Annotated in this window: 10 protein-coding genes; 7 read left to right on the top strand and 3 right to left on the bottom strand. The window is 58.8% G+C overall.

The window, feature by feature from the left end:
- Positions 1–30: 30 nt before the first annotated feature.
- The 4 genes from KQ933_RS27475 to KQ933_RS27460 all read left to right on the top strand — a co-directional run bounded on the left by KQ933_RS27475 (position 31) and on the right by KQ933_RS27460 (position 4217).
- Positions 31–1290, top strand: a complete 1260-nt coding sequence (locus KQ933_RS27475) for a sugar ABC transporter substrate-binding protein (RefSeq protein ID WP_216759158.1) — start codon at positions 31–33, stop codon at positions 1288–1290.
- A gap of 94 nt (positions 1291–1384) precedes the next feature.
- On the top strand, positions 1385–2320 hold the full coding sequence (locus KQ933_RS27470) for a carbohydrate ABC transporter permease (RefSeq protein ID WP_216759157.1): 936 nt from the start codon (positions 1385–1387) through the stop codon (positions 2318–2320).
- Between the two features lie 3 nt (positions 2321–2323).
- The gene (locus KQ933_RS27465) at positions 2324–3154 is read left to right on the top strand and encodes a carbohydrate ABC transporter permease (protein ID WP_216759156.1); all 831 of its coding nucleotides are present in this window, start codon (positions 2324–2326) and stop codon (positions 3152–3154) included.
- Between the two features lie 4 nt (positions 3155–3158).
- Complete coding sequence (locus KQ933_RS27460) at positions 3159–4217, top strand: ABC transporter ATP-binding protein (RefSeq protein WP_216759155.1); 1059 nt, start codon at positions 3159–3161, stop codon at positions 4215–4217.
- 869 nt (positions 4218–5086) lie between these two features.
- Here the strand turns inward: KQ933_RS27460 and KQ933_RS27455 are convergent.
- Both KQ933_RS27455 and KQ933_RS27450 read right to left on the bottom strand, forming a co-directional pair.
- A complete protein-coding gene (locus KQ933_RS27455; RefSeq protein ID WP_216759154.1) occupies positions 5087–5437 on the bottom strand; it encodes a DUF1330 domain-containing protein in 351 nt (116 codons plus the stop codon).
- 210 nt (positions 5438–5647) lie between these two features.
- Positions 5648–6763 (bottom strand): IS630 family transposase, encoded by a 1116-nt coding sequence (locus KQ933_RS27450; RefSeq protein WP_216755657.1) that lies wholly within the window; start codon positions 6761–6763, stop codon positions 5648–5650.
- 40 nt (positions 6764–6803) lie between these two features.
- On the opposite strand from KQ933_RS27450, the gene KQ933_RS27445 reads away from it, so the two are divergent.
- Positions 6804–7076, top strand: a complete 273-nt coding sequence (locus KQ933_RS27445; RefSeq protein ID WP_216755658.1) for a LexA family transcriptional regulator — start codon at positions 6804–6806, stop codon at positions 7074–7076.
- A 31-nt stretch (positions 7077–7107) separates the two neighbouring features.
- On the opposite strand, the gene KQ933_RS27440 is transcribed toward KQ933_RS27445, so the two are convergent.
- Positions 7108–8592, bottom strand: a complete 1485-nt coding sequence (locus KQ933_RS27440; RefSeq protein ID WP_216759153.1) for a PAS domain-containing sensor histidine kinase — start codon at positions 8590–8592, stop codon at positions 7108–7110.
- A 9-nt stretch (positions 8593–8601) separates the two neighbouring features.
- On the opposite strand from KQ933_RS27440, the gene KQ933_RS27435 reads away from it, so the two are divergent.
- Together KQ933_RS27435 and KQ933_RS27430 are read left to right on the top strand one after the other, a co-directional pair.
- On the top strand, positions 8602–8934 hold the full coding sequence (locus tag KQ933_RS27435; protein WP_216759152.1) for a hypothetical protein: 333 nt from the start codon (positions 8602–8604) through the stop codon (positions 8932–8934).
- Positions 8935–9198: 264 nt separating this feature from the next.
- Positions 9199–12048, top strand: a complete 2850-nt coding sequence (locus KQ933_RS27430; RefSeq protein ID WP_216759151.1) for a winged helix-turn-helix domain-containing protein — start codon at positions 9199–9201, stop codon at positions 12046–12048.
- Positions 12049–12106: the final 58 nt, after the last annotated feature.

The following is a 12106-nucleotide window of genomic DNA, read 5'->3' as shown; positions in this document are numbered from 1 at the left end:
ACCTCACAAACAACCAGGAGGGGAACTAAAATGAAAAAGCTTATAATTTCTACGCTCTTCGCCACGATGATGGCAGGCACGGCTTTTGCGGATACGACGCTGAAGCTGGTGGAGGTCATCACCAGTCCGGAGCGCACCGAGACGCTGAAATCGATCGTCGGCAAGTTCGAAGCCGCCAATCCCGGCACCAAGGTCGACATCATCTCGCTGCCCTGGAACGAAGCCTTCCAGAAGTTTGCGACCATGGTCTCGGCCGGCGACGTGCCTGACGTCATGGAAATGCCTGACACTTGGTTGTCGCTCTATGCCAATAACGGCATGCTCGAAAGCCTCGAGCCTTATCTTGCGAAGTGGGAACACACCAAAGAGTTGACGCCGCGCGCGCTCGAACTCGGGCGCGACGTCAAAAACACCGCCTATATGCTGCCCTATGGCTTCTATCTGCGCGCCATGTTCTACAACAAGAAGCTGCTTGCTGAAGCCGGTGTGAAGGAACCGCCGAAAACGATGGAGGATTTCACCAAGGCCTCCGAAGCCGTCTCCAAGCTGCCGGGCAAATACGGCTACTGCATGCGCGGCGGTCCGGGTGGCCTCAACGGCTGGATGATCTTTGCCGCCTCCATGGCGGGCGACAACACATACTTCAAGGAAGACGGCACCTCGACCATGAACAGCGAAGGCTGGGCAAAGGGCATCGAGTGGATGGTCGATCTCTACAAGAAGGGCTATGCGCCGAAGGACAGCGTCAACTGGGGCTTCAATGAAGTCGTCGCCGGCTTCTATTCCGGCACCTGCGCCTTCCTCGACCAGGACCCCGATGCGCTGATCGCGATTGCCGAACGCATGAAAAAGGACGATTTCGGCGTCGCTCCGCTGCCCAAGGGTCCGGCCGGCAAGTCCTATCCGACCATCGGTTACGGCGGCTGGTCGATGTTCACGACGAGCCAGAACAAGGATCTCTCCTGGAAGCTGATTGCCACGCTCGAAGGCCCGGAAGGCAATATCGAATGGAACAAGAAGATCGGCGCTCTGCCGGCCTATACGGCAGCCGAGAAAGATCCCTTCTACGCTGGTGACCAGTTCAAGGGCTGGTTCGAGGAACTGGCCGACAAGGACACCGTCCCGACGGTCATGCCGACCTATCTCGAAGAATTCGCCTTCTTCAAGGATTCCATGGCGATCAAGACCTCGCAGCAGGCGCTGCTCGGCGATATCTCCGCCAAGGACCTTGCCGACCAGTGGGCCGACTACCTCACAAAGGCTCAGCAGAAGTTCCTCGCCAAGAAGTAAGGCAGGCTACTGAAACGGCGGCGGAAATCTTCCGCCGCCGCTCATTCAACGACAGACGGCGCCCTGAAGCGTCGCGAGGGAAAGTATCGGGTTAATGACCACCACCGTCCATACGCTCGAGTTACGCCACGACCGCCGGCCATGGCTGCGCCGTCTGGCCGATGCCTCGGAGCCTTATCTCTACAGCGCGCCGTCGCTCATTCTGATCATCGCGGTCATGCTGGTTCCACTGGTGGTCGGCGTTTCCTATGCCTTCCGCGATATTCAGCTTCTCAATCCCTTTTCCGGCGGCTTCGTGGGGTTAGAGCATTTCCGGGAACTTTCACGGGACAAGGCCTTTTATGGCGCGCTGCGCAATACGCTCTGGTGGACCGGTGCCTCGGTCATCCTGCAGTTCTTCCTCGGTCTTGTCCTCGCCCTTCTGCTCGACAAGCCGTTCTGGGGCAGGGGTGTTATCCAGGCGCTGGTCTTCCTGCCCTGGGCCGTGCCGTCCTTTCTCGCCGGGTTGAATTGGGCCTGGCTCTTCAATCCGGTCATCGGGCCGATTCCGCATTGGCTCTTTGCGCTCGGGCTGATGAGCGAGCCGGGCAATATCCTCTCAGATCCGCGATATGCGATGTGGGGACCGATCATCGCCAATGTCTGGTGGGGCATTCCGTTCTTCGCCATCACGCTGCTCGCCGCCCTGCAGGCAATCCCGCGCGATCTCTATGAGGCGGCCTCCATCGACGGTGCGGGCTGGTTCCAGCGCTTTTGGTCGATCACCCTGCCATTCCTGGCGCCGACGATCGCCATCACCGTGATGCTGCGTACCGTCTGGATTTCGAATTTCGCCGATCTCATCGTTGTCATGACCGGCGGTGGGCCGGCGGATCGTACTCAGATCGTTGCGAGCTACATCTTCACCCAGGCCTTCAGACGTCTCGATTTCGGCTATGCCTCGGCGATCGCGCTGGTGCTGTTGGTCCTGCTTCTGGCCTATTCCATGCTGATCATCCTGCTGCGGCAGAGCCTGCTTGCCAAGGATTGAGCCATGAGACGATCCATTCTTCCCATCATTGCGCACCGTCTGGCGATCCTCGCCTATGTCGTTTTCGCGCTTTTCCCCCTCTTCTGGCTCTTGAAGGTTTCGGTTACGCCGAACGACCTGCTTTATACCGAGGGTGTGCGCATGTGGCCGTCGCGGACCACATGGGAACACTACAGCTTCGTGCTGGAGCACAGCGCCTTCCCGACCTTCTTCAAGAACAGCCTGATCGTCTCGGCCTCAACGGCGGTGGCGGTGACGATCTGCGCCTCGCTCTCCGGCTATGCGCTGTCGCGCTTCAGCTTTCGGGCGAAATATTGGATCATCGCGCTGATGCTGCTGACCCAGATGTTTCCGCTCGTCATGCTGGTGGCGCCGATCTTCAAGATCCTGTCGCCGCTGCACCTGACAAACAGCCTGACGGGCCTCGTCATCGTCTACACCGCCTTCAACGTGCCTTTCGCGACCTTCCTCATGCAGTCCTTCTTCGACGGTATTCCGAAGGATCTGGAAGAGGCGGCGATGATCGATGGCGCTACCCAGTTCACGGCCTTCCGGCAGATCATCCTGCCGCTGACGCTGCCAGGCATAGCGGCGACCCTCGGCTTCGTCTTCACGGCGGCCTGGAGCGAGCTGCTCTTCGCGCTGATGCTGATCAACGGCAATGATGCCGCGACCTTCCCGGTCGGCCTTCTTACTTTCGTCTCCAAATTTTCCGTGGATTTCGGGCAGATGATGGCGGCGGGCATCATGGCGCTCATTCCCGCCGGCCTCTTCTTCCTGCTCATCCAGCGGTATCTCGTCCAGGGCCTGACGGCCGGCGCGGTCAAGGGTTAGTTACATGGCATCGATCGATATCAAGAATATCCAGAAGTCCTATGGTCATTTCTCGGTGCTGCAAGGCGTCGACCTGGAGATCAAGGACGGCGAATTCGTCGTGCTGGTCGGTCCGTCCGGCTGCGGCAAGTCCACTTTGCTGCGCATGATCGCAGGCCTCGAAGAGGTCACAGCTGGCGAGATCCGCATCGCCGGCAACCGTGTCAACGAGCTGCATCCGAAGGACCGCGACATCGCCATGGTGTTCCAGTCCTACGCGCTTTATCCGCACATGAATGTCGCGGGCAATATGAGCTACAGCCTGAAGCTCAGGAAGACGGCGAAGGAGAAAATCGCCAGCGCGGTGGCGAGTGCCGCCTCCAAGCTCGGCCTCGATCCGCTGCTGGAGCGCCGACCGAAGGCGCTCTCTGGCGGCCAGCGTCAGCGCGTCGCCATGGGCCGTGCCATCGTGCGCCAGCCGAAAGCCTTCCTGTTCGACGAGCCGCTTTCGAACCTCGATGCGCGCCTGCGGGAGCAGATGCGTGCCGAAATCAAGAAGCTGCATGGCGACCTCAAGGCAACCTCCATCTACGTGACCCACGACCAGATCGAGGCGATGACGCTGGCAGACCGGATCGTTGCCATGCATGGCGGGATCGTGCAACAGGTCGGCAGCCCTCTGGAGCTCTACGACCGGCCCGCCAATCTCTTCGTCGCCGGTTTCATCGGCTCTCCCGGCATGAATTTCCTGGAAGCAAGTTATGATGCCGGTGGCGTGAAGCTGAAGGACGGCACGATCGTGCCGCTCAACAGTTCGCTGCCGTTGTCGAACGGTGAGAAGGTGACGCTCGGCATCCGACCGGAACATGTCGTCATGACGAATGACGGAGCCGGAATTGCCGCCGATGTCGAACTCGTCGAGCCGACGGGCTTCGGCATCATCCTGCATCTTTCGCTGCATGGCCTGCCGTTCAAAATCTTCACGCTCGATCGCGGGGCGCTGAGCGCGGGACCAAAGGTCAACGTCGCCTTTCCGGCCAAGCACCTGCATGTGTTCAACGGCGAGGGCAACCGCGTCGATTGAACGGAGGCAAGGCGATAGAATGCAACGGTCGCCTTCGGCATACTGCCTTCCTTGTGAATTGAGAGGCACGACATGCTCGTTGCGCTGATATCCGGTATCCATGCCGGGCCGGACAGTCAGTCGTAAGCGGTGTCCCGGTGTCACCTTGACGATGATGCTGTAGGTCGTTTCGACGATTGCCGCAAAACCACGCGGCTGCTTTGCGCTAGAAGCTGACCTGATACGACCGATGAGCTATTTCAATATGCCCAGTAAGAACATTGCATTGGATTTGGAAACCTGGTCGCAATAGCCTCGATTCCAGTAACTGTCTTACCCTGAAGACGGGATGATTTCGGAGCGCCTAATTGCAGCAAAACTTTCTCGAATTTCATTCTCTGACGCCCGATGCCACCACCAGGGTCATTGAACGCGCTTGCGACTTAGGAAAGCATTGGGCAGATCGCACCTCAGACGCTTTCGGGCAAGCGGATTGCTCTCATTGTAGACGATGCTGGATGGCGAAATACCACAGCCATTGAACCCGGCGTGAAGGCGATGGGTGGGATTTGCGTCGAGGCACCGGTCAAATTCGGCAGCGGCGAAGCCAGTGCGGACCTGGGGGGGCTATCTCTCCAACTGGTTTGACCTACTCGTCATAAGGCCAAGGGTTGGCGAATCTGAAGGCACTTGCATCCGCGATTGATATCCTGTCATCAACGCACTGACGCGATCAAACCATCCATGCGAAACACTCAGAATACGCTCATGGAGTTTCTTGTCTCGCGTCCCCAGCTCTACTGATCTGACCACTTCGGATCGAAAAGAGCCTGCAGACGACACGTTGGTTGTACCCGAATGTCGTTTTGTTAACCCCTTGTCGCGCGACATCACGCGCTTTTCATAACGTTGCGGATTTCGTTCGCGAACGCCTTAATGGAGAACCCTTCTGGCAAGGAATCGATAAAGACTATGTCGGATATCGCACTCTTGATCCGGAGATCGCGAATGGCGGTGTATGCCGCCGAGTTGTACCATTGGTCAGCGGCCTCCCGGGTCGGGAACTCCATCAGAACAACAGCGCCAGGCCAAGCCCCCTCGATTACGTCGCCTGGCCCCTGCGCTAGCCATTTACCGCCGTAGGGTGCAACTGTCACCTCGACTTGGTCGAGGTAGTTCAAGGCATCAATGTTCGGGACATCGCCCGGAATCCTGAGATGATTTACGAGGTAGGTTGGCATCGTGGTTCCTTAAGGTTGCTGATTTCTACGAATTGCCAGGGCGCGTGCCAGCGCCTTGGCCTTGCTCGGTTTAAAGTCAACCTGATGCTGCCCGTCAGCCGCCTGTTGAGTGTTAAAACCTCCTCAGGCTAACCCTCGAGGAGGCAACACTTGCATCGCTCGTAGCGTCGGGTATCAGAAGTCTCCCGTACTAGTACCACACCACAGAGATTATGACTCTTTGACGGGGTAAGCTTTGCGGAGCTTTTGGCGAGCATTTTCGGTTGTGAACATCCATTGGATCTTTGCGCCATGGGTGTTGCGTTGCTGCTCCCAGGCTGCGACTTCGGCGATGATGGTTTCTTTGTTGTCGATACGACGGTCGAGGCATTGGCTACGCAGGACACCGATCTCGATCTCGACCATGTTGAGCCAACTGGCGTGCTTGGGCGTGTGGTGGAACTCCAGTCGCTTCAGCACCCTTCGAGCCTCCGGGGCGGGAAATGCGTCGTAAAGCGCGCCGGCGGAATGGGTGGAGAGGTTGTCCATCACCACGCGGATGATCGGGGCGTCGGGATAATCGACGTCGACCAGTTCGCGCATGCACTCGGCGAAGTCTTGGTTGGTTCGCCGATCAGTGACCTTGACCCTGCGCCAGGGCCGGTGGGCGTCCATGAAGACAAACAAATTGACCGTGCCGTTTCGGCGATACTCGCAGTCGTGGCGTTCAAGCTGGCCAGGCTTGGCCGCAATGGGTTCGCGCACTTCGCCGATGAGTTGGGTCGGGCTCTCGTCGAAGCAGACCACGGGCTTTTGTGGATCAGGCGTTTCTGCGTAGAGGTCGAGAACATCCTCCATGCGCGCGACGTATTCCCCATCGATCTTTGGGATGCACCACATGTCTTTGCGCCAAGGCTTGAGATGGTTCTCAGCCAGCCGGCGACGCACGGTCTCCGAGGACAACTCGTCATGGTCGGTGAGCCGGATCATCTCATCGGCCAGAAGCTCCAGGGTCCAGCGGGCTCGCCCGGGCGGCGGCTTTGAGCAAGCGGTCGCTACCAACAGCGCCTCCTCCTTGCTCGATAGCTTGCGCTCAACACCCGGACGCGGTTCTTCGCTGAGTGCCCCTTCCAGATTGGCTTCCACAAACCGGCGCTTGGTCCGGTAAATCGTCGATCCGCTGACGTTCAAGGTTGCCGCGATCACCTCGTCGCTGAAGCCTTCGTCCGCTGCGACCAGGATCTGGGCGCGCTTGATCTTGCGAGACCTGTGGCACCCCCCGCTCAACAAAGCGGCCAGTTGGTCACGTTCCGATTGGCTAAGCTCTATGTGAAACTTTATATTCATCGACACCTCCTTCAGCGTGGAGACGCAGATGAATCCCAAAATGAGTCCCCCACTTGACCCGCAAGCCGCAACGGCAAGACGGCGCCTTACGCAGATCCAAGGCCAGTACCTGGCCTTCATCTACGCCTACAGCCGCATCTTCAAACAGCCTCCGGCCGAAGCCGACATGCGGCGCCACTTCGGTGTTACGGCTCCGTCTGTTCACCAGATGGTGCTGACCCTCGAGAAGGCGGGCTTTATATCCCGCGTGCCAGGCGCCGCACGCAGCATCCAACTTCTCATCCCACCAGAAGCCCTGCCCATTCTACGATAAGACAAACCGTCATAATCTCTGTGGCGGGCTACTAGTTGGGTGAAATGGTCGGCAGGCGGACGACGAATGTCGCGCCGCCCGCCGGGCTCTGGCTGGCGGTAATCTTCCCGTCGTGCGCCTCAACGATTGACCTGCAGATGGCGAGACCCATTCCCATCCCGTGTTCCTTCGTCGTGTGAAAGGGCTTGAAGAATGCTTCGCCATCGCCGGAAAAGCCGGGTCCGTTGTCGCTGCACGAAATGACGACCTCATCGTCGTCAACGCGCGCCGATACACGCACGATCCGGCTGCTGAAATCGTTGTGGGAAAGCGCCTGTATTGCATTCATTATCAGATTGATGATGACCTGCTGAAGCTGGACGGGATCGCCGTTGATGTTGGGCAGATCGTGCGCGATGTCGATAACAACCTCGACCTTGTTTCGCCGGGCCAGAGCTTCGACGTAGGACAGCGCCCCTGATAGGAGTTCGACGCAGTCTACCTTACTGAACGTCGATCCCCCCTTTTCGAAAAGCGTTCGGACACGCGCGATGACGTCACTTGCCCGTTGGGCATAGCCGATCATCCGTCTGGCGTTCGCCTTAGCCTTTTCGATATCCGGCTCATCGCGTTCGATCCAGCGGAGCAGCGCTCCGCCGCTGGCGACGAGAGCGCCGAGAGGTTGGTTGACCTCGTGCGCGATCGAGGCGGTGAGTTCCCCGGCCATCGCGACGCGGGCGACATGGGCGATCTCCGCCTCACTCTTCTTGAGGCGTTCGGCGCTCTGGAGCTCGGCGGTGACGTCCATGATCACGGCGGTATAGGCGGCTTTCCCGGCCGAAATGAGCTGTCCGAGTACCCGGATATGCTTGATCCTGCCGTCATTGAACGAAAGACGGAACGTCGCCTCGATCTTCTGGCTGCCCTTGCGCAACTCCGCGCGGAACCGCTCGAACTCCGAAAGGTCGTCTTCGTGAATACGCGATACCAGGAGCGAAAGCGACGGTCGGGTTCCCGGATGATACTCGAGTATCCGGTAGGTTTCGTCCGACCAGAACAACCTTTCAGTGGAGAGCTCGAAGCCGAAGGTGCCGATCTTGCTGAGTGCCTGTCCTTTCGCGAGATAGGCTTCGCTCAGTTGCAAAGACGTCTCTGCCGCCTTTCTCTCCTCTATGTCGAAAATCACACCGTACCAGGCGGAGATAGCGCCGTTCTCGTCGTATCGAGGCGTTCCGATGCTGAGGCACCAACGGTATCCGATCTTGTCATTGCCGACGCGGGCCTCGTAGCTTCCCTCGGTGCCGCTGGCGAGCATCCCCCGCCAGTAGGTCTCTATGCCCTCCCGGTCCTCGGGATGCACCCCGTCGCGCCAGCCCCACCCTAAGGCTTCAGCGAGGGTCAGGCCGCAGAAATCAAGCCATCGTTTGTTGGCGTAGTCGAGGAAGCCGTCCGGCCTAGCTCGCCAGATCATCGCGGGTACGTGGTTGAGCGTCCGCTCGAAATCGGCGGCCATCTTCTCGCCGGCGATCTTCGACACGATAACGCTATGAGCTTCCATTCCGACAAGGAGGCGACCCTGGTGGACATCCGACGCTCTGAAGAGATGCGAACGAAATTCACCGTCCCCAGCACGCACGCGTACGACCGCTTGGTCATCATCACCGGATGGCAGGCGCGCCAGAACGGAAACCTCAGCCGGGTGCAGGAACGACTTCCAACGGTCGCCGAGCAGGGAGGAACCGTGCTCGCCCGTAACGCGTACCCAGTGCCTGTTCAAGTAGATCGCATGCCCTTCGTGGTCCAAAATTATGGCCAGCGCGGGCAGTTCGTCAGCGATTTCGGATGGTTTAAACATCGGGCTAACTGTGCGACGGTCTGATGGAGGTCGCTGACAAATGTGGATAACCCGTTGCTGGAGTGACCTCCTCAATCATGGCTGTCTTCCTCAACGAAAGCCGAAAACGCTCTTTTCACTCCGTTCATCGGATGCTCCGTCAACGACTGTTCTCGGGATGCCCTACCTCGTTTGGCCTCTCTTGGCGGAAACGCTTTGATTTTTGAGCACCATCGCGCGACTCCGCCGTTTGTGGGAGTCGTGCTATGTTAATAGTTGTAAATCGATGCATAGGGTTTGTGCGAAGTGATGAACTCCGACCAGGGTGGCATCGTACATTTCGGGCCGTTCGAGCTAAACATTGATGAGAGAATCCTAACAAGGAACGCCGAAGACATTCGGCTCGGTTCTCGCGCCTTGGACATCTTGATTAGTCTGATCGAGCGGGCCGGTGAGGTTGTCAGCCGCCACGAACTCATGAAGCGCGTCTGGAGGGACGTAGTCGTCGAAGAGGCCAATTTGCGAACGCAGCTTTCGATCTTGCGAAGGGCTCTGGCGGATGGAGAGGGCGGAAACAGGTATATCGTGAACATCGCGGGACAAGGCTACTGCTTCGTGGCCCCTCTTACCCGAATGGCAAGGGCTGCGGTCCCGGTGGCGGTTGCGTCGTCGTGGCCAGGCATGCGCCACGAACTTCCCCCGCTTCTGGCAACCCTCATCGGACGAGAAGAGGCGGTCACCAGCGTCAGGCGGCGTCTCAAGGAGCGGCGCTTCGTCAGTATCGTAGGTGCCGGCGGGATCGGGAAGTCCAGTGTCGCGGTCGCTGTCGCCGACCAGATGAGGCAAGAATACGGGGATGATCACGTCTTCTTTGTCGATCTCGGTTCGGTTGCCGACGAGGCGGACGTGCCGAGCGCGATAGCGTCGTCTCTCGGGTGCGCCGTTCAGGGACCGAACGCCGAACCGGCGATCCTCGCGTTCGTTGCGTCCAAGAATTGCCTGGTCGTACTCGACAGTTGCGAGCACTTGATTGTCGCAGTCGCGCAGATCGCCGACCGCATACATGCCTATACACCGACAGTCTATGTCCTCGCTACCTCCCGGGAAGCCCTGCGGGCCGACGGCGAGACGATCTTTTTGCTGGGACCGCTTGAGGTTCCACCGGAAGGAACCGTCTTCAGAGAAGAAGTTGTTCGTTTTCCTGCGGTTCAATTGTTCCTGGAACGTGCCAGTGCGAGTGGCCACGACGGCGAGCTAACGGATGACGAGGTGTTGAAAGTCGCCGGCATGTGCCGCCGTCTGGACGGTATCGCGCTTGCAATTGAGCTTGCCGCGAGCCGTATTGGCACCTTTGGTATCGGCGGGACGGCCGAGCTTCTAGCAAACGGTGCCGAACTTCATCTGCGGGGTCGGCGTAACGCGTTGCCCAGGCATCAGACCTTGCAGGCGATGCTTGACTGGAGTGTCAACCTCCTTTCGGACGTCGAGAGGACGATGCTGGTCAGGCTATCCGTCTTCGCGGGTCCCTTCAGCGTCGAGGCAGCGCACGCAGTAGCAGCCGAGGATGGATGGACCCTGGGACAAACCAGTCTCGTGATCACCTCGCTGGTCGACAAGTCGCTGATTTTCGTGTCGCCCATCGGCGGCCACCTGTTTTACAGGTTGCTCGACACCACTCGCTCCTACGCCGCAAGCAAGTTCGCGTCGCGGGAGGACGTCAACGTCATTTCACGCAGACACGCAGACTATTTCAGGAATTTCCTGAAGTCGCATTCTGTCGAAAGCGCGATCCACGATGCAAGGACCATGTCGTCCTTCATCCCGCATCTGGGGAACATCAGAAAAGCGCTTGCATGGTGCTTTTCCGATAGCGGGGACACACTTGTAGCCGTTGATCTTTCCGCCAGCGCCGCGGTACTGCTGATGGACCTGTCGCAGTACGGCGAGTGTCAAAGGTGGTGTTCGCGGGCACTCGCTATCATCGAACCGAATGCAAAGGGCACGCCACTGGACTTGCGCCTGTCCGAAGCACTTGCCCGATCGGCGATGTACACACTGGGTAACCGCGACGAAACGAAGTTCCTGATCGAAGCGGCTCTAGACCTCGCGGAGCGGTTGGGCGACAACCGGCGGCAGTTGAACCTTTTGACCGACCTGAACATCTTCTTTACAAGACGGGGAGACGCTCGCGCTGCGGTCGATGCGGCCAATCGAGCGGCCGTCATCGCCCAGAAAATCGGAGTTTTAGAAGACGAGATCGCCGCCGAGCTCATGCTCGGAGTGGCGTGTCATCAGGCGGGTGACCAGGCAGGCGCTCTCAGGCACTGCCGGCATGGTTTTGAACTGGCTGCACAGGCCGGACCAATTCAACTCGACCTGCTCACGGAAGCGCGCGGGCGTTTCATGCTGGCCCGGTCACTGTGGCTCGTCGGGTATCCAGACCAGTCCCTGCAAGTCGCTCGACAGACGATCCGAGAGATTTCCAGATACAGCCATCATGTGTCCTATTGCGTGGCCCTGACCTATTCCATCCCGGTTTTCTGTTGGTGCGGTAACTTCGACGAAGCATCTGCCGCCGTTGATATACTTCTGACGCAGGCGGATAAATATTCGCTTCATGCCTTCAAGACACTCGGGGCTGCCCTAAACGGCCAGATCATGGTGGAGACCGGGCGGAGCGAGCGAGGGACAGTATTGCTGCAAGCCTCTCTTGAGGCGTTGAAAGCAGAGAACTACAACATCGTTTCATCGTCGGTATCCTGCTTCCTCGCGAAGGGTCTGGCTGATCTCGGTCGTTTCTCGGAAGCCCAAACCATTGTCGCGGAAGCCCACCGGCTTGCCGACGCGATCGGCGAAATCGTCTGGCTTCCCGACCTCTATCGTACTCGAGCAGAAATCTTGCTCGCCCAGCCGGACGCTGACCTCGCGCAGGCCGAAGGCTTTTTGGTGCTGTCGATGGAGGAGGCCGTTCGACAGTCTGCCAACAGTTGGGAGTTGAGGTCGGCCATAGCGCTTGCCAGACTATGGCGATGCATGGGAAGAGAAAGCAACGCCAAAGAATTGCTCGGTCGTGTCTACGCCAAATTTGAGGAGGGATTCGACACATCTGACCTCGTCGCGGCCCGACAGATCCTTCTCGAGAACGGGCCCGCCCACTGAGTCGGCGGGGATTTTGCCGCCATCGACCTTTGGTTAGAACGGAGGCAAGGCGATAGAA

Source organism: Rhizobium sp. WYJ-E13, from assembly GCF_018987265.1.
Classification (GTDB): Bacteria; Pseudomonadota; Alphaproteobacteria; order Rhizobiales; family Rhizobiaceae; genus Rhizobium.
Note: the sequence above shows the minus strand (reverse complement) of the source record. Positions and strands in the feature narration are given on the sequence as shown.

Bases quoted from the DNA above. Each gene is read 5' to 3' on its own strand.
- KQ933_RS27475 (WP_216759158.1), top strand. From the start codon at position 31: ATGAAAAAGCTTATAATTTCTACGCTCTTCGCCACGATGATGGCAGGC.
- KQ933_RS27470 (WP_216759157.1), top strand. From the start codon at position 1,385: ATGACCACCACCGTCCATACGCTCGAGTTACGCCACGACCGCCGGCCA.
- KQ933_RS27465 (WP_216759156.1), top strand. From the start codon at position 2,324: ATGAGACGATCCATTCTTCCCATCATTGCGCACCGTCTGGCGATCCTC.
- KQ933_RS27460 (WP_216759155.1), top strand. From the start codon at position 3,159: ATGGCATCGATCGATATCAAGAATATCCAGAAGTCCTATGGTCATTTC.
- KQ933_RS27455 (WP_216759154.1), bottom strand. From the start codon at position 5,437: ATGCCAACCTACCTCGTAAATCATCTCAGGATTCCGGGCGATGTCCCG.
- KQ933_RS27450 (WP_216755657.1), bottom strand. From the start codon at position 6,763: ATGAATATAAAGTTTCACATAGAGCTTAGCCAATCGGAACGTGACCAA.
- KQ933_RS27445 (WP_216755658.1), top strand. From the start codon at position 6,804: ATGAGTCCCCCACTTGACCCGCAAGCCGCAACGGCAAGACGGCGCCTT.
- KQ933_RS27435 (WP_216759152.1), top strand. From the start codon at position 8,602: ATGAGCTTCCATTCCGACAAGGAGGCGACCCTGGTGGACATCCGACGC.
- KQ933_RS27430 (WP_216759151.1), top strand. From the start codon at position 9,199: ATGAACTCCGACCAGGGTGGCATCGTACATTTCGGGCCGTTCGAGCTA.